The organism is Achromobacter sp. MYb9, assembly GCF_002975275.1.
Lineage (GTDB): Bacteria > Pseudomonadota > Gammaproteobacteria > Burkholderiales > Burkholderiaceae_B > Achromobacter.
Window position 1 is genome coordinate 127,765 of sequence record NZ_PCOQ01000002.1, and the last position, 19,963, is coordinate 147,727.

Annotated in this window: 25 protein-coding genes; 17 read left to right on the top strand and 8 right to left on the bottom strand. The window is 62.1% G+C overall.

Annotated elements, in window-relative coordinates:
- Positions 1–2: 2 nt before the first annotated feature.
- Both CQ050_RS04800 and CQ050_RS04805 read right to left on the bottom strand, forming a co-directional pair.
- On the bottom strand, positions 3–1,106 hold the full coding sequence (locus CQ050_RS04800; RefSeq protein ID WP_105555692.1) for a FecR domain-containing protein: 1,104 nt from the start codon (positions 1,104–1,106) through the stop codon (positions 3–5).
- 35 nt (positions 1,107–1,141) lie between these two features.
- The gene (locus CQ050_RS04805; RefSeq protein WP_105555693.1) at positions 1,142–1,858 is read right to left on the bottom strand and encodes a response regulator transcription factor; all 717 of its coding nucleotides are present in this window, start codon (positions 1,856–1,858) and stop codon (positions 1,142–1,144) included.
- Between the two features lie 266 nt (positions 1,859–2,124).
- On the opposite strand from CQ050_RS04805, the gene CQ050_RS04810 reads away from it, so the two are divergent.
- The 17 genes from CQ050_RS04810 (at position 2,125) to CQ050_RS04890 (ending at position 13,979) form a co-directional block, all read left to right on the top strand.
- Positions 2,125–2,826, top strand: coding sequence for a response regulator transcription factor (locus tag CQ050_RS04810; protein ID WP_105555694.1), 702 nt, complete (start codon positions 2,125–2,127; stop codon positions 2,824–2,826).
- Positions 2,827–3,375: 549 nt separating this feature from the next.
- Complete coding sequence (rpsL, locus tag CQ050_RS04815) at positions 3,376–3,753, top strand: 30S ribosomal protein S12 (RefSeq protein WP_005017264.1); 378 nt, start codon at positions 3,376–3,378, stop codon at positions 3,751–3,753.
- 166 nt (positions 3,754–3,919) lie between these two features.
- Positions 3,920–4,390 carry a 30S ribosomal protein S7 gene (gene rpsG / locus CQ050_RS04820; RefSeq protein ID WP_006216561.1) on the top strand — a complete coding sequence of 157 codons (471 nt, stop codon included), beginning with the start codon at positions 3,920–3,922 and terminating at the stop codon, positions 4,388–4,390.
- A gap of 18 nt (positions 4,391–4,408) precedes the next feature.
- Positions 4,409–6,511, top strand: coding sequence for an elongation factor G (gene fusA / locus CQ050_RS04825; RefSeq protein WP_105555695.1), 2,103 nt, complete (start codon positions 4,409–4,411; stop codon positions 6,509–6,511).
- A 75-nt stretch (positions 6,512–6,586) separates the two neighbouring features.
- Positions 6,587–7,777, top strand: coding sequence for an elongation factor Tu (gene tuf / locus CQ050_RS04830; RefSeq protein WP_057285896.1), 1,191 nt, complete (start codon positions 6,587–6,589; stop codon positions 7,775–7,777).
- A 74-nt stretch (positions 7,778–7,851) separates the two neighbouring features.
- A complete protein-coding gene (rpsJ, locus tag CQ050_RS04835; RefSeq protein ID WP_003806903.1) occupies positions 7,852–8,163 on the top strand; it encodes a 30S ribosomal protein S10 in 312 nt (103 codons plus the stop codon).
- Positions 8,164–8,620: 457 nt separating this feature from the next.
- On the top strand, positions 8,621–9,310 hold the full coding sequence (gene rplC / locus CQ050_RS04840; protein ID WP_169270130.1) for a 50S ribosomal protein L3: 690 nt from the start codon (positions 8,621–8,623) through the stop codon (positions 9,308–9,310).
- Between the two features lie 4 nt (positions 9,311–9,314).
- On the top strand, positions 9,315–9,935 hold the full coding sequence (gene rplD / locus CQ050_RS04845; protein WP_105555697.1) for a 50S ribosomal protein L4: 621 nt from the start codon (positions 9,315–9,317) through the stop codon (positions 9,933–9,935).
- Entirely contained in the window at positions 9,932–10,228 is a 297-nt protein-coding gene (gene rplW, locus CQ050_RS04850; protein ID WP_006216557.1) for a 50S ribosomal protein L23, read from the top strand. Before rplD ends, rplW begins: the two co-directional genes overlap by 4 nt.
- Positions 10,229–11,056 carry a 50S ribosomal protein L2 gene (gene rplB, locus CQ050_RS04855; RefSeq protein WP_006227020.1) on the top strand — a complete coding sequence of 276 codons (828 nt, stop codon included), beginning with the start codon at positions 10,229–10,231 and terminating at the stop codon, positions 11,054–11,056.
- Positions 11,057–11,068: 12 nt separating this feature from the next.
- The gene (gene rpsS, locus CQ050_RS04860; protein ID WP_006216555.1) at positions 11,069–11,344 is read left to right on the top strand and encodes a 30S ribosomal protein S19; all 276 of its coding nucleotides are present in this window, start codon (positions 11,069–11,071) and stop codon (positions 11,342–11,344) included.
- Between the two features lie 3 nt (positions 11,345–11,347).
- Complete coding sequence (rplV, locus tag CQ050_RS04865) at positions 11,348–11,677, top strand: 50S ribosomal protein L22 (protein ID WP_006227021.1); 330 nt, start codon at positions 11,348–11,350, stop codon at positions 11,675–11,677.
- 9 nt (positions 11,678–11,686) lie between these two features.
- Positions 11,687–12,481: a 30S ribosomal protein S3 gene (rpsC, locus tag CQ050_RS04870; protein ID WP_006227022.1), complete on the top strand. Its 795-nt coding sequence runs from the start codon at positions 11,687–11,689 to the stop codon at positions 12,479–12,481.
- Positions 12,482–12,483: 2 nt separating this feature from the next.
- The gene (gene rplP, locus CQ050_RS04875; RefSeq protein ID WP_006216552.1) at positions 12,484–12,900 is read left to right on the top strand and encodes a 50S ribosomal protein L16; all 417 of its coding nucleotides are present in this window, start codon (positions 12,484–12,486) and stop codon (positions 12,898–12,900) included.
- Between the two features lie 11 nt (positions 12,901–12,911).
- Positions 12,912–13,103 carry a 50S ribosomal protein L29 gene (gene rpmC / locus CQ050_RS04880; protein ID WP_003806912.1) on the top strand — a complete coding sequence of 64 codons (192 nt, stop codon included), beginning with the start codon at positions 12,912–12,914 and terminating at the stop codon, positions 13,101–13,103.
- Positions 13,104–13,105: 2 nt separating this feature from the next.
- Complete coding sequence (gene rpsQ / locus CQ050_RS04885; RefSeq protein ID WP_006227023.1) at positions 13,106–13,387, top strand: 30S ribosomal protein S17; 282 nt, start codon at positions 13,106–13,108, stop codon at positions 13,385–13,387.
- Between the two features lie 88 nt (positions 13,388–13,475).
- On the top strand, positions 13,476–13,979 hold the full coding sequence (locus CQ050_RS04890) for a hypothetical protein (RefSeq protein ID WP_105555698.1): 504 nt from the start codon (positions 13,476–13,478) through the stop codon (positions 13,977–13,979).
- A gap of 109 nt (positions 13,980–14,088) precedes the next feature.
- Here CQ050_RS04890 and CQ050_RS04895 read toward each other — a convergent pair whose 3' ends face one another.
- From CQ050_RS04895 to CQ050_RS04920, 6 genes are read right to left on the bottom strand one after another with little or no spacing between them, the layout of a single operon-like run.
- Complete coding sequence (locus tag CQ050_RS04895) at positions 14,089–15,156, bottom strand: branched-chain amino acid ABC transporter permease (RefSeq protein WP_105555699.1); 1,068 nt, start codon at positions 15,154–15,156, stop codon at positions 14,089–14,091.
- Between the two features lie 11 nt (positions 15,157–15,167).
- Positions 15,168–16,178, bottom strand: coding sequence for a branched-chain amino acid ABC transporter permease (locus CQ050_RS04900; RefSeq protein WP_105555700.1), 1,011 nt, complete (start codon positions 16,176–16,178; stop codon positions 15,168–15,170).
- Positions 16,175–16,924, bottom strand: a complete 750-nt coding sequence (locus tag CQ050_RS04905) for an ABC transporter ATP-binding protein (protein ID WP_105555701.1) — start codon at positions 16,922–16,924, stop codon at positions 16,175–16,177. The genes CQ050_RS04900 and CQ050_RS04905 overlap by 4 nt, the downstream gene beginning before the upstream one ends.
- Positions 16,921–17,691: an ABC transporter ATP-binding protein gene (locus tag CQ050_RS04910; protein WP_105555702.1), complete on the bottom strand. Its 771-nt coding sequence runs from the start codon at positions 17,689–17,691 to the stop codon at positions 16,921–16,923. Before CQ050_RS04910 ends, CQ050_RS04905 begins: the two co-directional genes overlap by 4 nt.
- 15 nt (positions 17,692–17,706) lie before the next feature.
- Positions 17,707–18,879 carry a substrate-binding domain-containing protein gene (locus CQ050_RS04915; RefSeq protein WP_105555703.1) on the bottom strand — a complete coding sequence of 391 codons (1,173 nt, stop codon included), beginning with the start codon at positions 18,877–18,879 and terminating at the stop codon, positions 17,707–17,709.
- A 12-nt stretch (positions 18,880–18,891) separates the two neighbouring features.
- Positions 18,892–19,803, bottom strand: coding sequence for an alpha/beta fold hydrolase (locus tag CQ050_RS04920; protein WP_105555704.1), 912 nt, complete (start codon positions 19,801–19,803; stop codon positions 18,892–18,894).
- Positions 19,804–19,963 lie beyond the last annotated feature (160 nt).

A 19,963-nucleotide genomic window follows, 5' to 3' on the forward strand; every position in this document is an offset into this window, starting at 1 on the left:
ACCTAGTATTCGGTCAATATGATGGGTTCGCCCGAACCGCTGCCGACGCCCAAACCATAGGGCGTCATCAGCTGGTTCGCGCCTTCGAATGTTGCGACCGCGTCCTGGCCGTTCAGGCCCAGATCATCGATGGCGCGCACCGATACGTAGTACGTGCCGGCGCCGGGGGCGGTGAAACGGATCGAGTTGGTCGGGAAGGCGACCGACGACACGGGCAGCGCACCGTCCGCATCGCGCGACACGCGCACCAAGTAGCCTTGCGCGCCGGCCACGGGGGGGAAGGTGCTGGTCCAGACGCCGCCCGATCGCTCGGGGGGAGACAGTTGCGGGGCGGCCAGCAATTCGCGCACGCCCGACACGCTGCCATCGTTGCGTACGGCGGCGCCATAGCCGCGCGCCACGGCAACGGGTTTGGCGGGTGAGGTCCCGGGGGCATGCGGTTGCAAGCGCACGCTGCCCTCCAGCACTTCGCTTTGCACGCCGCCGGGGCCGCTTTGCACGCGGAAACGCGTGCCGCGCACACCGGTGACGGCGACAGGCGTGCGGATTTCGAAGCGGCCTACGCCTTGGCCGGTGGGGGCGACGGTGGAATCAACGCTGCCGCGTTGCACATGGATGACGGAGTCGGTCAGCGCAGTGCCTTCGAATTGGCGCAAGCGCGCCAGCTCGACCGACCCGCCGGCGGGCAGGGTGAGCTTGGATCCGTCGGCCAATTCCAGCGTCACGAAACCATTGGGCGCCGTCACCACGGTGCTGCCTTCGGACAGGCTCTGGCCCTGCTGCAAAGGCTTGCCGTTCATGTTGGCCTGGCCACTGACGTGCAGCACGCGCGCCTCGGCGGCGCGTTCCGGAATCATCGCCAGCGGAATGCGCAACTCCAGTCCGATGGGCAGCATTTCCGGGGTGGTGACTTTGTTCAGTGTCTGCAGCGGCGCCCAGTTGGCCTGTTTGCGCGTGTATCGCGTGGCCAGATCGATCAGGGTGTCGCCCTGCCGGACGCGATAGATGAAGTCATCGCCCAGCGCCCCGGCGGGCTGGGCGTGGACAGGTAAAGTCAGCGCACAAGAAAGCAAGGCAAGCAAAGAAAGCGCGCGGCAGCGGCTCATAGCGATCAGTTCTCCAGGGGGAGCGCGCAAGGCGTCTACGACGCGCGCGCCGGGTTGTCTTCCGACGCGCCGATCAGTTCCAGCCGGTAGCCCAGGGCGTAGGAAGAGGTAAGGCGCACACCGTTCTCGGGGCGCAGCTGGAGTTTTTGCCGGATGTTGGACAAGTGCGTGTCCAGCGTGCGCGAGGTCGCGGGAATTTCCCGGTTCCAGACGCATTCCGCCAGGACGTCGCGCGACATGAGGCGGCCCTGATTGCGGAAGAACAGCAGCGCCAGATCGAATTCCTTCGGCGCCAGGCTCACCGCGGCGCCGTTCAGCGAGATGACGCGTGCCGCCGGCTCGACGCGGTAGTTGGCCACGTCGAACGAGTCGTTGGCGGGTTCGGCGATCTGGCTGCGGCGCAGCAAGGCGGCCACGCGGGCCAGCAATTCCAGCGGTCGCAAAGGCTTGACGATGTAGTCGTCGGCGCCGGCGCGCAGCCCTTCCACCAGGTCGTCTTCGCTGGACCGGTTGGTCAGGAAAATGACGGGCACGCGCGGGCCGATATTGGCGCGCAGCCAGCGCACCACATCGTCGCCGTCGATATCCGGTAGATGCCAGTCCAGCAGCACGAGGTCGAAGTTCTCGGTGCGCAATGCGGCCAGCAGGTCACGGCTTTGGTGATAGCTGGTGCAGGTATATCCCGCGGCGGTCAGCACTTGCTGGATTCGCCGGGCTTGATCAAGGTCGTCTTCCAGAGACGCGATTTTCATCAAACGTGTTCTCGCGAAGGTTTGCGACGCAAGCGCGCACTGAGGCGCCCTACTGCAGAGGGTGAGCGAATGTATGTAATGGAATGATAACTCGGGCAGAGGCTGGGCTGGCTACGTTGTGGAAAGAACTGTCAAACATTGCAAAGTTAACGAATCTTGACTGGAGTTGTTGCGTAACAAGACGCCACACTGTCTCAATTGCCCCACGCATCGCCGTCACATTTCAGCAATACGGAGCGATTTCGGGTTAGAGGTGGAAATTAGCTATGAATCAATTGCGCATACTTATGATGTCGCCGGACGAAGTGGCCCGTAACGCCGCCGTGTCCGCACTGCTGCAGGCCGGGATCTCGGCCCGCGGCTGCTCGACGTCTCTTGAACTGTTCGGATTGCTCAATAGCGGTGTCTACGATGCCGTCGTCCTGGATGTCGGGACGCTGGGCGAAATCGGCTACGCCCTGGTGGCGCGGCTGCATGGCTCGTCCTCCATGGGAATCGTGGTCTCCGGCCGCGGCATGTCCGTGGACACCCGCCTGCGCTGCCTGCAAAGCGGCGCCGACGCTTGTCTGACCGATCCCCAGGATCCGCGTGAACTTGCCTGCATCCTGCTGGCGTTGGCCCGCCGCCTGCCCGCCGCCCAGGAGAATCCCGTCTCGGACGACACGGTCAACGGACAATGGGAGTTGCGGGATCAGGGCTGGACGCTGGTCGCCCCGTCGGGCGCCGCCATTTCGCTGTCGGCCAACGAGCGCTTGATCGTGCGGTCGCTGCTGGAAGTGGCGGGCAGGGCGGTGGGCCGGTCCGAACTGGGCGACGAGCTCCGTGTGGAAGGGGGCGGGGTGCGTGCAAGCGGGTCGCGCAGCATCGATGTGATCGTCAGCCGGCTGCGCCGCAAGGCGGAATTGGCGGGCGTCATGCTTCCCATCCGTACCGTATACGGCAGCGGTTACCTGTTCGCCGACCAGTAGCTCGGTCGGGCAGGTAAACTGCTCGGCACGCGCTCGTGTTTACATAGGACTTACCCCGAGCCATCCCGCTGCTTCGGGGCAGGATCGGCGTCGTTCAAGCCTTCGGCCTATCCGTAATTGCCGGGTACGTGACCCCATTTTTCACGACTCGCGCCGCAATCGTTGCCTTTAGCCGCTATCTCGCCGCTATCTCGCGGGCGGCGTGCCGCACTGCGGCATTTACAAATTTCTTTGACAGTATCCCTTGATCTCAGTTATGCTAAAGGGCTTACTGCTTTATTTCGCGCGCAAAATCTGTACGCTAAAGGGTAAACAGTCCAGGGTCCGAAATCAAGGTGCGTCACGAGCCTTTTGTTTTGGGTCCATCGGTCCGACTGCCCCCGAGGCATCCAGTTTTGTGCGTTTGTCATAGTTTGTTGGCAAGCCCGCTCTTTTACGTATATGAACGTTTGAGGCGGTTTTGCGCGAACTGCCTTCTCCGAAAGACACTCTTCTGGAGACGAGTACGTAAGTACTTACCAGTGGTACGTAAAAGGGATTTCAAAGGTCATGCCTACCATTAGCCAACTCGTGCGCAAGCCGCGCGAAGTCAGCATCATCAAAAGCAAGAGCCCCGCGCTCGAAAACTGCCCGCAACGCCGCGGCGTGTGCACTCGCGTGTACACCACCACCCCCAAGAAGCCGAACTCCGCTCTGCGCAAGGTTGCCAAAGTGCGTCTGACCAACGGTTACGAAGTCATTTCGTACATCGGCGGTGAAGGCCACAACCTGCAAGAGCACTCGGTCGTTCTGGTGCGTGGCGGTCGTGTGAAGGACTTGCCCGGTGTGCGTTATCACATCGTGCGCGGTTCCCTCGACCTGCAAGGCGTCAAGGATCGTAAGCAAGCCCGCTCGAAGTACGGCGCCAAGCGCCCGAAGAAGGCTTAATAACGAGTCAGCAGTACCCCCGCGTGGCGGAAGTCCGTCACTAGGGAAGTGCGACCGCGCCCTCCGGTTTCTGGGATGGAGCGCGGCACGTAAGGGGTCGTCCCAATGGGCGGCCATGGCCGTGTAATGAAACACGGTTCAACTGAACAGACACAAGGAAGCAACAATGCCCCGTCGTCGCGAAGTACCCAAGCGCGAGATTCTGCCCGATCCCAAGTTCGGCAGCGTCGAACTCGCCAAGTTCATGAACGTCGTCATGCTGGACGGCAAGAAGGCCGTCGCCGAGCGCATCGTCTATGGCGCCCTCGAGCAAGTGCAAACCAAGACCGGCAAAGAGCCGATCGAAGTTTTCAGCCTGGCGATCAACAACATCAAGCCGATCGTCGAAGTGAAGAGCCGCCGCGTTGGCGGTGCCAACTACCAAGTGCCGGTTGAAGTGCGCCCCGTGCGCCGCCTGGCCCTGGCTATGCGTTGGCTCCGTGAAGCCGCTAAGAAGCGTGGCGAGAAATCGATGGATCTGCGTCTTGCTGGCGAACTGATCGACGCCTCCGAAGGTCGTGGCGCCGCGATGAAGAAGCGCGAAGACACGCACAAGATGGCAGAGGCCAACAAGGCCTTCAGCCATTTCCGCTGGTAATTTAAGGACTAATCCACCATGGCCCGCAAAACCCCGATCGAGCGCTATCGCAACATTGGTATCTCTGCGCACATCGATGCAGGGAAGACCACCACGACCGAACGTATCCTGTTCTATACCGGCGTCAATCACAAGATTGGCGAAGTGCATGATGGCGCAGCCACCATGGACTGGATGGAACAAGAGCAAGAGCGTGGCATCACCATTACGTCGGCAGCTACGACGGCGTTTTGGCGTGGCATGGCGAAGAACTATCCCGAACACCGCATCAACATCATCGACACCCCGGGGCACGTGGACTTCACCATCGAGGTGGAACGTTCCATGCGCGTCCTGGACGGTGCTTGCATGGTCTACTGCGCAGTGGGCGGCGTTCAGCCCCAGTCCGAAACCGTGTGGCGCCAAGCCAACAAGTACGGCGTGCCGCGTCTGGCCTTCGTCAACAAGATGGACCGCACCGGCGCAAACTTCTTCAAGGTCTATGACCAGCTGAAGAATCGCCTGCGCGCCAATCCCGTGCCGATCGTGATCCCGATCGGTGCCGAAGACACGTTCCAAGGCGTGGTCGACCTGGTCAAGATGAAGGCGATCATTTGGGACGAAGCCAGCCAAGGCATCAAGTTCGACTACCACGACATTCCGGCCGAGCTGGAAGGTCTGGCCAACGAATGGCGCGAAAAGCTGGTTGAAGCTGCCGCCGAATCGTCGGAAGAGCTGATGAACAAGTACCTGGAAACGGGTTCCTTGGACGAAGAAGAAATCAACCTGGCCATCCGCCAACGCACCATCGCTGGCGAAATCCAGCCGATGCTGTGCGGCACCGCCTTCAAGAACAAGGGCGTGCAGCGCATGCTGGATGCGGTCATCGACTACCTGCCTTCGCCCGTGGACATTCCCCCGGTCGACGGCATGGACGATGACGGCAATCCCGTCAAGCGCTCGGCTGACGACGGCGAGAAGTTCTCGGCGCTGGCATTCAAGCTGATGAGCGATCCGTTCGTGGGTCAATTGACCTTCGTGCGCGTTTACTCGGGCGTCCTGAAGTCGGGCGATACGGTCTACAACCCCATCAAGGGCAAGAAGGAACGTATCGGTCGCATTCTGCAGATGCACGCGAACAACCGCGAAGAAATCAAGGAAGTGTTGGCAGGCGACATCGCCGCCGTGGTGGGTCTGAAAGACGTGACCACCGGCGAAACGCTGTGCGACATCGACTCCCACATCTTGCTCGAACGCATGATTTTCCCCGAGCCCGTGATTTCGCAGGCCGTGGAACCGAAGTCGAAGGCTGACCAGGAAAAGATGGGTCTGGCGCTGTCGCGTCTGGCTCAGGAAGATCCGTCGTTCCGCGTGCGCAGCGACGAAGAATCCGGCCAAACCATCATTTCCGGCATGGGTGAGCTTCACCTGGAAATTCTGGTCGACCGCATGAAGCGTGAGTTCGGCGTTGAAGCCAACGTCGGCAAGCCGCAAGTGGCCTACCGTGAAACCATCCGCAAGACCTGCGACGAAGTTGAAGGCAAGTTCGTCAAGCAGTCGGGCGGCCGCGGCCAGTACGGCCACGTGGTGCTGAAGGTCGAGCCGTTGCCTCCTGGCGGTGGTTTCGAATTCGTGGACGCCATCAAGGGCGGTGTGGTTCCTCGCGAATACATCCCCGCGGTGGACAAGGGCATCCAGGAAACGCTGCCTTCGGGCGTGTTGGCTGGCTACCCGATCGTCGACGTCAAGGTCACGCTGTTCTTCGGTTCGTACCACGATGTGGACTCGAACGAAAACGCGTTCAAGATGGCCGGCTCCATGGCATTCAAGGAAGGTCTGCGCAAGGCCAGCCCCGTGCTGCTGGAACCGATGATGGCCGTTGAAGTCGAAACGCCGGAAGACTACGCTGGTACCGTGATGGGCGATCTGTCCTCGCGTCGCGGCATGGTCCAAGGCATGGACGACATGGTCGGTGGCGGCAAGACCATCAAGGCTGAAGTGCCCCTGGCCGAGATGTTCGGTTACGCCACGAACCTGCGTTCGCTGACGCAAGGTCGTGCCACGTACACGATGGAATTCAAGCATTACTCCGAGGCTCCCAAGAACGTCGCTGACGAAGTCATCGCCGCTCGGGCCAAGTAAATAACCCTAGCCAGGTCCGCTCATCCGGGCGGCCTGGCAGATTCAAGTTTCCTTGAAAGTTAAAGGATAGAGATCATGGCAAAAGGCAAGTTTGAACGTACCAAGCCGCACGTGAACGTGGGTACGATTGGTCACGTTGACCACGGCAAAACGACGTTGACGGCAGCTATCACGACCGTTCTGTCGAACAAGTTCGGTGGCGAAGCCAAGGGCTACGACCAGATCGATGCGACTCCTGAAGAAAAGGCTCGCGGCATCACGATCAACACCGCCCACGTCGAGTACGAAACGGAAGCGCGTCACTACGCGCACGTTGACTGCCCGGGCCACGCTGACTATGTGAAGAACATGATCACGGGCGCCGCTCAGATGGACGGCGCGATCCTGGTCGTGTCGGCCGCTGACGGCCCGATGCCGCAAACGCGTGAACACATCCTGCTGAGCCGCCAAGTTGGCGTGCCGTACATCATCGTCTTCCTGAACAAGGCTGACATGGTTGACGACGCCGAGCTGCTCGAGCTGGTGGAAATGGAAGTTCGCGAACTTCTGTCGAAGTACGACTTCCCGGGTGATGACACCCCGATCGTCAAGGGTTCTGCCAAGCTGGCGCTGGAAGGCGACAAGGGCGAACTGGGCGAACAGGCCATCATGAACCTGGCAGCTGCGCTGGATTCGTACATTCCGACGCCTGAGCGTGCTGTTGACGGCGCGTTCCTGATGCCGGTTGAAGACGTGTTCTCGATCTCGGGTCGTGGCACGGTGGTGACGGGTCGTATCGAACGCGGCATCGTCAAGGTCGGCGAAGAAATCGAAATCGTGGGCCTGGTGCCGACGGTCAAGACGACTTGCACGGGCGTTGAAATGTTCCGCAAGCTGCTCGACCAAGGTCAAGCTGGCGACAACGTGGGCATTCTGCTGCGCGGCACCAAGCGTGAAGACGTCCAGCGTGGCCAAGTTCTGGCCAAGCCGGGCTCGATCACCCCGCACACGGACTTCACGTCCGAGGTGTACATCCTGTCCAAGGAAGAAGGCGGCCGTCACACTCCGTTCTTCCAGGGCTATCGTCCCCAGTTCTACTTCCGCACGACGGACGTGACGGGCACGATCGAGCTGCCGGCCGACAAGGAAATGGTTCTGCCGGGCGACAACGTGGCCATGACGGTCAAGCTGTTGGCTCCGATCGCCATGGAAGAAGGCCTGCGTTTCGCCATCCGTGAAGGCGGTCGTACCGTCGGCGCCGGCGTCGTCGCCAAGATCCTGAAGTAATTCGGATCAAATAAGCAGCAAACAACCAGCGAGGGCGCTTCGTCGCCTTCGCCTCTCGTTCTTTAGGAAACGCCATGAAAAACCAAAAGATCCGTATCCGCTTGAAAGCTTTCGATTACAAGCTGATCGATCAATCGGCCGCTGAAATCGTCGACACCGCCAAGCGTACCGGCGCCGTTGTCCGCGGCCCGGTGCCGCTGCCGACGCGTATCCGTCGCTATGACGTCCTGCGTTCGCCGCACGTCAACAAGACGTCGCGCGACCAGTTCGAAATCCGTACCCATCAGCGCTTGATGGACATCGTTGATCCCACCGACAAGACCGTTGACGCGCTGATGCGTCTGGACCTGCCGGCCGGCGTCGACGTCGAAATCGCGCTGCAGTAAGGCGTATCGGGCCTGCTACCTTCGCCGGCAGGTTCGAAAAGAATGGCCGTATTCCCCCGGGAGTGCGGCCATTTTGTTTTTTGCGGCATATGGCGTTCATCCGCGCTACACGCGCCGCCCTGTCTGCGGGCAAGGCAGGTTAGCGGGCGCTTACTGTCCCGGCAGGGGCCGGTTTCAGACGTCGCCAAGAGCGCTTCATCGCAGTGTGGCAAAACGACCGCGCCACACACGCCCGAAGTGGCTAAGTGCTTGTGCCGACTGGAAAAATCATGCTAATATGCCAAGCTTGCCATTTTGTGGCAAGACTGACTATGGGAACGGGATGGCGGGATGGGCTAAAACCCAACTGATCCCCCCAAATTACTCCCCGACCCAGGTTGAACATAGTCGTAGGGCAAAGGCCGTTACCTTTTGCCCGATTAGCCCCGACCAATCGCAGTCGGGAATGGAGAAAACGATGTCGAATTCGACACCCACGCCCGCCGCTCACCGGCTGGGGCTGGTGGGTCGCAAGGTCGGCATGACCCGCATTTTTACCGAGGAAGGTGAATCCATCCCGGTGACCGTGCTGGACGTGTCGAACAACCGCGTGACCCAAGTTAAGTCGCAGGAAACCGACGGCTACGCCGCGATCCAAGTGACTTATGGCACTCGTCGTGCCTCGCGTGTGGTTCAGCCGCAAACGGGCCACTACGCCAAAGCCGGCGTTGAAGCCGGTAGCATCCTCAAAGAATTCCGCCTTGATCCCGCTCGCGCCGCTGAATTTGCGGCCGGTTCCGTGATCGCCGTGGAATCCGTGTTCGAAGCCGGCCAACAGGTCGACGTGACGGGCACGACCATTGGTAAAGGCTTCGCCGGTACCATCAAGCGTCACCACTTCGGTTCGCAACGCGCTTCGCACGGTAACTCCCGTTCGCACCGCGTTCCCGGCTCGATTGGTCAAGCACAAGATCCGGGCCGTATTTTCCCGGGTAAGCGCATGGCTGGTCACCTGGGTGATGTCACCCGCACCGTTCAAAACCTCGACGTCGTTCGCGTTGACGTTGAGCGCGGCCTGCTGCTGGTCAAGGGCGCTGTCCCCGGCCACGCTGGCGCCGACATCGTCGTGCGCCCGGCCATCAAGGCCCCGGCCAAGAAGGGAGCGTAAGTAAATGGATCTCAAGCTCCTGAACGACCAAGGTCAGGCCGCTGCTACGTTCAGCGCGCCCGATACGATCTTCGGCCGTGACTTCAACGAAGCGCTGATTCATCAGATCGTGGTGGCTTTCCAAGCCAATGCCCGTGCCGGCAACCGCGCTCAGAAGGATCGTGCCGAAGTTAAGCACTCGACCAAGAAGCCCTGGCGCCAGAAGGGTACCGGCCGCGCACGCGCTGGTATGACTTCGTCGCCGCTGTGGCGTGGCGGTGGTCGGATTTTCCCGAACTCGCCCGAAGAGAACTTCAGCCAGAAGGTCAACAAGAAGATGTACCGCGCCGGGATCCGTTCGATCTTGTCGCAACTGGCTCGTGAAGACCGTATCGCCGTTGTCGAATCGTTCGATCTGGAATCGCCCAAGACCAAGGACGCAGCCGCAAAGCTGAAGAGCCTGGGCCTGGACTCGGTCCTGATCATCACCGACAGCGTTGATGAGAATGTTTACCTCGCCACCCGCAACCTGCCGCACGTTGCTGTTGTCGAGCCCCGTTATGCCGATCCGTTGTCGCTGGTCCACTACAAGAAAGTGCTGATCACCAAGCCGGCCATCGCTCAACTCGAGGAGATGCTGGGATGAACGCTGAACGCTTGATGCAAGTCATTCTGGCTCCGATCGTGACCGAAAAGGCCACGTTCGTCGCTGAGAAGAATCAGCAAGTCGCTTTCCGTGTCGTGGCTGACGCTACCAAGCCGGAAATCAAGGCTGCCGTCGAACTGCTCTTCAAGGTGCAGGTCGAGTCCGTGCAGGTCCTCAACCGTAAGGGCAAAGTCAAGCGCTTTGGCCGATTCGTTGGCCGTCGCCGTAATGAGCGCAAGGCTTACGTGTCGCTCAAGGACGGCCAGGAAATCGACTTTGCGGAGGTGAAGTAAATGGCCCTCGTAAAAGTTAAGCCGACTTCGGCCGGCCGCCGTGGCATGGTGAAGGTTGTTAGTCCCAACCTGCACAAGGGTGAGCCCTACGCGCCGCTGCTGGAAAAGAAGACCCGTGGTTCTGGCCGTAACAACAACGGTCACATCACGATCCGCCATCGTGGCGGCGGTCACAAGCAACACTACCGCTTGGTCGACTTCCGTCGTGACAAGGACGGTATCCCGGCGAAGGTTGAGCGTCTGGAATATGACCCCAACCGTACGGCGCACATCGCTCTGCTGTGCTACGCCGACGGCGAACGTCGTTACATCATCGCTCCGCGTGGTCTGGAAGTGGGTGCCACTGTGCTGTCGGGCATCGAAGCCCCGATCCGCGCCGGCAACACCCTGCCGATCCGCAACATCCCGGTGGGTACGACGATTCACTGCGTCGAAATGCTGCCTGGCAAGGGTGCTCAGATGGTCCGCTCGGCTGGCGCTTCCGCCGTCCTGCTGGCTCGCGAAGGCATCTACGCTCAGGTTCGTCTGCGCTCGGGTGAAGTTCGCCGTGTGCACATCGAATGCCGCGCCACCATTGGTGAAGTCGGTAACGAAGAACACAGCCTGCGCCAAATCGGCAAGGCCGGTGCAATGCGTTGGCGTGGTATCCGCCCGACGGTCCGTGGCGTTGCCATGAACCCGGTGGATCACCCGCACGGTGGCGGTGAAGGCCGTACCGGTGAAGCACGCGAACCGGTCAGCCCGTGGGGCACTCCGGCGAAGGGTTTCAAGACCCGTCGCAACAAGCGGACGAACAATATGATCGTCCAACGGCGCAAGCGCAAGTAAGAGGCGAACACTATGTCACGTTCGATCAAGAAAGGCCCGTTTGTCGATGCTCACCTGATCAAAAAGGTGGACACGGCCGTCGCGGGCAAAGACAAGAAGCCGATCAAGACCTGGTCGCGTCGTTCCACGATCCTGCCCGAGTTCATCGGTCTGACGATCGCTGTGCACAACGGCAAGCAGCATGTCCCCGTGTACATCAACGAGAACATGGTCGGTCACAAGCTGGGCGAGTTCGCGCTGACCCGTACGTTCAAGGGTCACGCCGCGGACAAGAAGGCGAAGAGGTAAGCGATGGAAACTACTGCCATTATCCGTGGGGTGCACATCTCGGCACAGAAGACCCGTCTGGTTGCGGACTTGATCCGCGGTCAGAAGGTCGGCCGTGCGCTGGAGATCCTCACCTTCTCGCCGAAGAAGGCTGCCGTCATCCTGAAGAAGGCTGTCGAGTCCGCCATCGCCAACGCCGAGCACAACGACGGCGCAGATATCGACGAACTGAAAGTCACCACGATTTTTGTGGACAAGGCTCAGTCGATGAAGCGCTTCTCCGCTCGCGCCAAGGGCCGCGGCAACCGTATCGAGAAGCAGACCTGCCATATCACGGTCAAGGTCGGAGCTTAAGGAGTCACGATGGGTCAGAAAATTCACCCCACTGGGTTCCGTCTCGCGGTCACCCGTAATTGGTCCTCGCGTTGGTTCGCCGACGACAAGGCCTTTGGCACGATGCTTGCCGAAGACATTCGCGTTCGCGAGTACCTCAAGAAGAAGCTCAAGAGCGCCTCCGTTGGTCGCGTGATCATCGAGCGTCCGGCCAAGAATGCCCGCATCACCGTCTACTCGGCTCGTCCGGGCGTGGTGATCGGCAAGCGCGGCGAAGACATCGAAAGCCTGAAGGCTGATCTGCAGCGTCTGATGGGCGTGCCCGTGCACGTCAACATCGAAGAAATCCGCAAGCCGGAAACCGATGCTCAACTGATCGCCGACTCGATCTCGCAACAGCTCGAGAAGCGCATCATGTTCCGTCGCGCAATGAAGCGCGCGATGCAGAACGCAATGCGTCTGGGTGCCCAAGGCATCAAGATCATGAGCGCCGGCCGTCTGAACGGTATCGAAATTGCTCGCACCGAGTGGTATCGCGAAGGCCGTGTGCCGCTGCACACCCTCAAGGCCAACATCGACTACGGCACCTCCGAAGCCCACACCACGTATGGCGTGATTGGCATCAAGGTCTGGGTCTACAAGGGCGACATGCTGGCTAACGGCGAATTGCCGCCGGAAACCGCTGCCCCGCGCGAAGAAGAACGTCGTCCGCGCCGCGCTCCGCGTGGTGATCGTCCGGACGGTGCTCGCACCGGTCGTCCGGGTGGTCGTGGTCGTGGTGGTCCCCGCAAGGCGGACGCTGCTCCGGCGCCTGAAGGAGAATAACCATGCTGCAACCCTCTCGCAGAAAGTATCGCAAAGAGCAGAAGGGCCGCAACACCGGTCTGGCGACCCGTGGTACCCACGTGTCGTTCGGCGAATTCGGTCTGAAGGCCACCGGCCGTGGCCGTCTGACCGCTCGCCAGATCGAAGCTGCTCGTCGTGCTATCAATCGTCACATCAAGCGTGGCGGCCGTATCTGGATTCGCATTTTCCCGGATAAGCCCATCTCGCAAAAGCCCGCCGAAGTCCGTATGGGTAACGGTAAGGGCAATCCTGAGTACTGGGTCGCTGAAATTCAGCCCGGCAAAGTGCTCTACGAAATGGAAGGTGTGAGCGAAGAGATCGCGCGTGAAGCTTTCCGCCTGGCCGCTGCCAAGCTGCCGATTTCGACCACGTTCGTCGCGCGTCATATCGGTGCTTAAGGAGTACTAACATGAAAGCTAGCGAACTCCGTTCGAAAGACGCCGCCGAGCTCGGCAAAGAGCTCGAAAGCCTGCTGAAGGCACAATTCGGTCTGCGTATGCAGAAGGCCACGCAGCAACTGGCCAACACCAGCCAGCTGCGCAACGTGCGTCGCGACATTGCGCGCGTTCGTACCTTGCTGACCGAGAAGGCAGGGAAATAAACATGAGCGAAACTCAAAACACCCAAGTGGCCAAGCGCCAGCGTACGCTGGTTGGCAAGGTCGTCAGCAACAAGATGGACAAGACTGTCGTTGTGCTCGTTGAGCGCCGCGTCAAGCACCCCATCTTCGGCAAGATCATCGTGCGTTCCGCGAAGTACAAGGCACACGACGAATCGAACCAATTCAACGAAGGCGATACGGTTGAAATCGCTGAAGGCCGTCCCATCTCGCGCTCGAAGTCGTGGCGTGTGGTGCGTCTGGTTGAAGCCGCACGTATCATCTAAGTAGTCATCGGAACGGTTCGCCGTTCTGATATAAAACGGCAAGGGCTCATCCCCTTGCCGTTTTTTTTTGTTCCGGAGATTCAGGCCCATGCAGGTAACGGACATCATGCGCAACGCCGTCAAGGCCGGCATGCTTGGCGTCGCGCTAGGCGCGGCAGCCACCGCCAGCGCGCAACCTGGCGAGTCCGGCGCGGAGGTTACCGCGGCGTCACCCGTTGACGACGCGCGCGCGGGCAAGAACGTCCTGAATGCCGGGCCCGAGCCGCGCGTCAAGCTTCCCGCCGGATCGCGCGACCACGCGGCCATTTTTGGCACCGACGACGAGGGTGAGCAAGCCCTGGTGACGCAGGAACAGGCGTTGCAGGGGCAGCGCGATCAACTATTGCTGCTTGAGCGGTTGCTGAATCAGAAGCCCGTCGACGCCGCGACGGCGCCGCCGGCGATGATGCCGTTGAACTCGGGTTCCACGATGCGGCCTTTGGCGCCCACGCCGAGCGGATCGCAGCTTGACCGCGGCAAGATCGACGAAATGCAGCGTCGCATCGACAGCATGCGGCGCGAAGCCGACACGCTGCGCCAGAGCGGCAAATAGCGCCGTTTCTGCGCTGTTTCGCCGCGACCTGGACCGCTTGAGCAGCAAGGAGAAGTAAAGCGGTGGACGGCATGCGCGGCGTTGCCGCGCGTGCGGCCATCCCGAGCGGTCAGCGCCGCTGCGCCAGTTCCCGCAGCCGTCCCGCGATGCCGGTCGGAAAGTAGTAGACCGACACCACGAACAGGATCCCCAGCCACAGCAGCCAGCGGTCCGGTTCGAACAGCAGAGCCAGCGGTGTCACGCCCGACACGGCATCGTGGATCACGTGCAGGCCATCTTGCAGATAGCTTTGCGCGAACACGAACAGGCTGGCGCCGACCACCGCGCCATACATGGTTCCCATGCCGCCGATCACGAGCATCAGCAGGATGTTCAGCATGATCTCGAACGACAGCGACGTATCCGGACCGTTGTAGCGCAGCCAAAGCGCGTACATGGCGCCGGCCAGCGTGGCGAAGCCGGCGGCGAGCAGATTGGACAGGCTGCGGTACAGCACGGTGCGGTAGCCGATCGCCTCGGCGCGGAAAGGATTCTCGCGGATGGCTTGCAGTACGCGGCCGAACGGGGAATTCACGATGCGCAGCAGCATCAGGAACAACAAGACGCAGACCGCGGCGATCAGGTAATACGTGATGATGCGGCCGTCGACCGTGATGCCGAACAGGGGCTCCGACAGCGGGCGGAACGCGGGCCGCAACACCTGGGGGACTTTGAAGTTCAGGCCGTCTTCGCCACCGGTCAGGTCCGACAGCTGCGACACCAGCGTCTGGAAGGCCGCCGCGACGGCCAGCGTGATCATTGCGTAGAAGATGGCGCGCACGCGCAGGCTGGCCAGGCCGATCAGTAGGGCGAAAGCCAGCGACACCGCCAGCGCGCCGCCCACGCCCGCGAACACGGCGGCCCAGCCGGGTTCCATCCGGATGCTGGCGATCGCCACGCCATAGGCGCCGATGCCGAAGAACATGGTGTGCGCAAAGCTCACGATGCCTGTGTAGCCCAGCAGCAGATCGTAGCTGGCCACCAGGATCACGAACACCAGGATCTTGGCAGCCACCGCCAGCGATTTGGGGCCGGGAAAGAGGAAGGGTGCGGCGGCAAGCAAGGCGACGACCGTGATCAGCACCAGTGCCAGGACGGTGCTGCGTGGCGGGTCGCCGGAGAGCAGGCGAAAAGACATGTTGGCGATTCCTAGCGATTCGTGACCGGATACACGCCTTGCGGGCGCCATAACAGAATCGCGACCATCAGCGCGATATTCGAGAACAGAGCGGCCTTGGGCAGCAGGAAACCCGTGTAGTTGGCCATCAGGCCCACCAGCAGCGCGCCGATCAGACACCCCACGGTCGAGCCCAGGCCGCCGATCATGATCACGATGAAGATCAGCACGTTTACCTGCGCGCCCAATTGTGGCACGACCGACTGCTGGTACATGCCCCACAACACACCGCCCAACCCGGCAAGCATCGATCCGGCGACGAACACGCCTACGAACAGGTGCCGGATGCGGTAGCCCAGGCTTTCCACCATCTCGCGATCTTCCACGCCGGCTCGGATCAGCAGGCCAAGCTTGGTGCGGTTCAGCAGCCACAGCATGCCGCCCAGCACCAGCACGCCCACGGCAAGCGCCACGATCCGGAATTTTTCGATGGCCGCATCGCCCAGCAGGAATGCGCCCCGCAGGGCTTCGGGCAGCGGTAGCGACAGCGTCTGCGGACCCCAGATCATCTTGATGATCTCTTCACCGATGATCATGCCGCCCATCGTGATCAGGATCTGCTTGAGGTGCTGTCCATACACGGGCCGCACGATCACGCGTTCAAACGCGACGCCCACGGCGCCTGCCACCAGCATGCCCACGATCATGGCCGGCAACACCGCGGCCAAGTTCATCCACAGGCTGCCTGTCTGGGTCCAGTCGGCCATGCCGCCGAGTACCGTCGCCGCCATGTAGGCGCCAATAGCGATGAAGAGCCCGTGCCCGAAGTTCAGGACGTCCATCAGTCCGAACACCAGGGTCATGCCGGACGCCACGATGAAGATGATCATGCCCATTGCCAAGCCGGCCAGCGTCAGCGTGACCCAGGTTGAAAAAGAGCCGACCATCGGCAAGGCCAGGGCGGCCAGCGCCACGACCAGCAGGACAGGGCGCAAATCCGCGCGCGTGCGCGGCAGCGGGGCATCGATATCCAGGGTGCTCATTGGTGGCTTCCTAACGACAGGCCCAGCAGGCGTGTCTGTAGCGAGTCGTCTTCCGCAAGCTGGCGCATGCCGCCGGCGTGCACGACGCGGCCGTTGTCCATGACCGCGACGTGGTCGCCGACCCGTTGCGCGAAGTTGAAGTTCTGTTCGACCAGCAGGATGGTGGTGGACGCCTGCTTGAGCTCGATGAAGGCATCGATCATGTTCTGCACGATGGCAGGCGCCAGCCCTTTGCTGGGCTCGTCGATCAGCAGCAGCCGGCGGGGTTCGATGATGGCGCGGGCAACCGCCAGCATCTGCTTCTGGCCCCCGGACAGCTTGCCGGCGGGGTGCAGCCAGAACTTCTTCAGGGCCGGAAAGAAGCCGAAGATCCATTCCAGCCGCGCGGTATCAAGCTGCTCGGCGCTTCGGGCCTGGCGCGCCGCCAGCAGCATGTTCTCTTTGACCGACAGGTCGGCGAAGATGCCCATGTTCTCGGGCACGTAGGCCATGCCCATGCGCGCCATGTCAGGGGGCGACTTGCGTGTGTCGGGGCCGCCAATGGGCATGCCCTCGAATGTGATCCGGCCCTGCGAGGCGCGCCACAAACCCATGATCGTGCGCAGCGTCGTCGTCTTGCCGGCACCGTTGCGGCCCAGCAGCATGGTCACGGCCGCAGGCGGCACGGCCAGATCCACGCCGTGCAGGATGTGATACGCGCCGATATGCGTTTGCACGCCCTTGAGTTCCAGCAGCGGGGCGGTCATGCCTTGTGCTCCGTCGGGCTCATGCCCAGATAGGCTTGCTGCACGATGGGGGACGCGATGACGGAGGCGGGATCGCCGTCTGCCATCAGCTGGCCGTTGTGCAGCACGACGATCCGGTCGGCCAGTTCGCGCACCACATCCATCTTGTGTTCCACCAGCAGGATGGTCTTGGAGGGATCGTTCTTGATCTCGCGGATCAGCTCCAGCACCACGGGCACATCGTCCACGCTCATGCCGGCGGTGGGTTCGTCGAACATGAAGACTTGCGGTTCCAGCGCGATCAGCATCGCGATCTCGAGCTTGCGCTGATCGCCATGTGGCAGGTCGGCGGCCGGCTGGTCGCGCCTTGCGGACAGCCGCGTGCGTTCCAGCAGCGCGTCGGCGCGCGCCAATAGGGCGCGGTCGTCGTCCCAGGTGCGCCAGAAGCGGATCTGGCGCCAACTCATGCCTTGCTGACGCGATTGCAGCGCCAGCCGGACATTCTCGTGAACGGACAGTCGTGGGAACAATTGCGTCAGCTGGAACGCGCGGCCCAGGCCCGCGTGCATGCGTGCCGGCGCGGGCAGCGAGGTCAGATCGCGGCCGTTCAGCCGCACCGACCCCGCGCTTGCGCGCAGCTGGCCAGAGATCAAGTTGAAGTAAGTGGTCTTGCCCGCGCCGTTCGGGCCGACGATGGCGGTCAGCGTGCCAGGCGCATAACGGCAGCTGACATCATTGACGGCCACATGCCCGCCGAAGCGGATCGTGAGCGATTGGGTTTCCAACATCGCAGTGGCGCGTCTTCAGCGCTTGTTCTGGATCGGCACGGCCATCTGGTCAGGCGTGATTTCCTTGACCAGGTCCTGCACCGCCCATGGCACCGAAGGGTCGCTCTTGATCCGGAAGTGGTACATGGATTGCATGGCCTGGTGGTCTTCGGGCCGGAACGTCATCTTGCCCTTGGGCGTGTCGAAGCTCAGGCCTTCCATCGCCTTGATCAGCTTGTCCGTATCGGAATCACCCGCGGTCTTGTTCAACGCCGCCACGATGGCGATGCCGGACGACATGCCGCCCGCCGTGAAGAAGTCCGGCGGCTGGCCGTAGCGCTTCTGATGTTCCGCGACCAGCCAGTCGTTGATCGGATTCTTGGGGATGCCGTAGTAGTAATAGGTGGCGCCTTCCATGCCGGCCAGCGACTTCAGCGGGGTCATCGCGGCCAGCGTGTTGCCGCCCGTCGCGATCTCGATGCCGAATCGCTTGGGATCCAGGTCGGCGATCTTGAACGGATTGCCCGCGCCCGCCCACAGGATGAAGATGATCTTGCGGCCGGGCTTGTCCTTGAGCGCATCGAACAGGCGCTGCGCGCCCGCGGTGAAGTCGGTGGCGTTGGCGGGCAGGTATTCCTCGTGCACGATCTTGGCGTTCTTCAGCGCGCCCTTGAAGGCTTTCACGCCGTCGCGGCCAAAGGCATAGTCTTGCGCGAGCATGGCGATCGAGGTGCCCGCCTGGTCGAAGGCCACGGCGTTGGCGATCGCATCCTGCGACGAGTTGCGGCCCGTGCGGAAAATGTACTTATTCCACTTTTCGCCCGTGATCGAATCCGCCACGGCGGGCTCCACCAACAGGATCTTCTCGTACTCTTCGGCGATCGGCAGCATGGCCAGCGCGACGCCCGACGAAGTGGGGCCCACGGCGATATCGGCGTTGTCGTCGGCATACGCCGACGCCAGCTGCGCGCGGGCCACGTCGGGCTTGCCCTGGTTATCCTTTTCAATCACGCGGATCTTGCGGCCGGCAACGATCATGGTGCCCTGCGTGGCGTACTCCAGGCCCAGCATCAGCCCGTTCTGCGTCTGTTTGGCGTAGGCCTCCAGCGGGCCCGTCTTGTCGTAGACATGGGCGACGACAACGTCTTTTGCGGCGGCGGCCGAACTCATGCAAAGGGCTGCCAGCGCGGCAAGCAGAATGCGATTCATGGATGTCTCCTGTTATCGGCGGGCGAGCGCAGCCGCCGTGTGGTCATGCAGAGGGTCCGGCGTGGCCAGGAACCGGCGGATGGCGTCGATCTGCGCCGACACGTTCAGCGCGGGGGCGTGGCCGCAATCGGGAAAGTCGATGCGTTGGGCGCACGGTCCGCGTCGCGTCATCGCGTCGGCGACTTCGGGCAGCAGCAGATCGGAGTCGGCGCCGCGCAGCAGCAGCACCGGCATGCGCAGCGAGTCGTAGCCGTTCCAGCGGTCATAGTCGCCCGGGTGATGGCTGAACTGTCCGACGATGGCGGGGTCGTAATGCGCCGTGACGCGACCGTCGGGCAGGCGTCGCATCGAGGTTTCAGCCATCCGGCGCCATTGCTCGTCGCTTTGCCAGCCGTAGGGCCGGTAGGCGACGCGAAGCCAGGACTCCAGTTCGGTGACCGTGTCGAACGCGGGCGGATTGCCGGCATAAGCCAGGATGCGGTCGATGGCGGGCTGCGGCAGCTCGGGCCCGATGTCATTGACGACCAGGTGCGAGATCCGGCCGTGCAGCGTCGTGGCCGCGGCGTGCATGCCGGTGGCGCCGCCCATCGACGTGCCCACCCAGCGCAGCCGGCCAAGCGACAAGCCGTCGGCCAGCGCGCGGGCCAGGCGCGCGTAGAAGTCCAGTTGGTATTCGGCGACCGGATCGGGGCTCCATTGCGACAGGCCGCGCCCGATCGTGTCGGGGCAGATGATGCGGTAGTCGTCCGCCAGCGCCGTCGCCAGTTCGTCGAAGTCGCGCCCGGTGCGGGCCAGGCCGTGCCACATGATGACGGGGGGCGCGTCGGGCGCGCCCCATTCGGTCAGGTGCAGCTCGCGGCCTTCGCAGCGCAGATAGCGCGAAGCCGGCGTGTGGCGGGCGGCCGTTGCAGGCGCGTTTGCCATGAGTCTCCTCCCGGGTTGTCCAGGTTGTGTGCTTATCGGGCTGACTATAGACTTGCGCCAAACGCATCCACAATGCGCCGCGCACCCCAGAGCAGGGTGAGTCAAGAAGTTGTAGACGCAAGATCAAATTGCGCTTCCCGCCGCGTACAGGAGACCGCGC

Excerpts from the sequence above, each read along its gene's own strand:
- CQ050_RS04800 (WP_105555692.1), bottom strand. The coding sequence starts at position 1,106 with ATGAGCCGCTGCCGCGCGCTTTCTTTGCTTGCCTTGCTTTCTTGTGCG.
- CQ050_RS04805 (WP_105555693.1), bottom strand. The coding sequence starts at position 1,858 with ATGAAAATCGCGTCTCTGGAAGACGACCTTGATCAAGCCCGGCGAATC.
- CQ050_RS04810 (WP_105555694.1), top strand. The coding sequence starts at position 2,125 with ATGAATCAATTGCGCATACTTATGATGTCGCCGGACGAAGTGGCCCGT.
- rpsL (WP_005017264.1), top strand. The coding sequence starts at position 3,376 with ATGCCTACCATTAGCCAACTCGTGCGCAAGCCGCGCGAAGTCAGCATC.
- rpsG (WP_006216561.1), top strand. The coding sequence starts at position 3,920 with ATGCCCCGTCGTCGCGAAGTACCCAAGCGCGAGATTCTGCCCGATCCC.
- fusA (WP_105555695.1), top strand. The coding sequence starts at position 4,409 with ATGGCCCGCAAAACCCCGATCGAGCGCTATCGCAACATTGGTATCTCT.
- tuf (WP_057285896.1), top strand. The coding sequence starts at position 6,587 with ATGGCAAAAGGCAAGTTTGAACGTACCAAGCCGCACGTGAACGTGGGT.
- rpsJ (WP_003806903.1), top strand. The coding sequence starts at position 7,852 with ATGAAAAACCAAAAGATCCGTATCCGCTTGAAAGCTTTCGATTACAAG.
- rplC (WP_169270130.1), top strand. The coding sequence starts at position 8,621 with ATGTCGAATTCGACACCCACGCCCGCCGCTCACCGGCTGGGGCTGGTG.
- rplD (WP_105555697.1), top strand. The coding sequence starts at position 9,315 with ATGGATCTCAAGCTCCTGAACGACCAAGGTCAGGCCGCTGCTACGTTC.
- rplW (WP_006216557.1), top strand. The coding sequence starts at position 9,932 with ATGAACGCTGAACGCTTGATGCAAGTCATTCTGGCTCCGATCGTGACC.
- rplB (WP_006227020.1), top strand. The coding sequence starts at position 10,229 with ATGGCCCTCGTAAAAGTTAAGCCGACTTCGGCCGGCCGCCGTGGCATG.
- rpsS (WP_006216555.1), top strand. The coding sequence starts at position 11,069 with ATGTCACGTTCGATCAAGAAAGGCCCGTTTGTCGATGCTCACCTGATC.
- rplV (WP_006227021.1), top strand. The coding sequence starts at position 11,348 with ATGGAAACTACTGCCATTATCCGTGGGGTGCACATCTCGGCACAGAAG.
- rpsC (WP_006227022.1), top strand. The coding sequence starts at position 11,687 with ATGGGTCAGAAAATTCACCCCACTGGGTTCCGTCTCGCGGTCACCCGT.
- rplP (WP_006216552.1), top strand. The coding sequence starts at position 12,484 with ATGCTGCAACCCTCTCGCAGAAAGTATCGCAAAGAGCAGAAGGGCCGC.
- rpmC (WP_003806912.1), top strand. The coding sequence starts at position 12,912 with ATGAAAGCTAGCGAACTCCGTTCGAAAGACGCCGCCGAGCTCGGCAAA.
- rpsQ (WP_006227023.1), top strand. The coding sequence starts at position 13,106 with ATGAGCGAAACTCAAAACACCCAAGTGGCCAAGCGCCAGCGTACGCTG.
- CQ050_RS04890 (WP_105555698.1), top strand. The coding sequence starts at position 13,476 with ATGCAGGTAACGGACATCATGCGCAACGCCGTCAAGGCCGGCATGCTT.
- CQ050_RS04895 (WP_105555699.1), bottom strand. The coding sequence starts at position 15,156 with ATGTCTTTTCGCCTGCTCTCCGGCGACCCGCCACGCAGCACCGTCCTG.
- CQ050_RS04900 (WP_105555700.1), bottom strand. The coding sequence starts at position 16,178 with ATGAGCACCCTGGATATCGATGCCCCGCTGCCGCGCACGCGCGCGGAT.
- CQ050_RS04905 (WP_105555701.1), bottom strand. The coding sequence starts at position 16,924 with ATGACCGCCCCGCTGCTGGAACTCAAGGGCGTGCAAACGCATATCGGC.
- CQ050_RS04910 (WP_105555702.1), bottom strand. The coding sequence starts at position 17,691 with ATGTTGGAAACCCAATCGCTCACGATCCGCTTCGGCGGGCATGTGGCC.
- CQ050_RS04915 (WP_105555703.1), bottom strand. The coding sequence starts at position 18,879 with ATGAATCGCATTCTGCTTGCCGCGCTGGCAGCCCTTTGCATGAGTTCG.
- CQ050_RS04920 (WP_105555704.1), bottom strand. The coding sequence starts at position 19,803 with ATGGCAAACGCGCCTGCAACGGCCGCCCGCCACACGCCGGCTTCGCGC.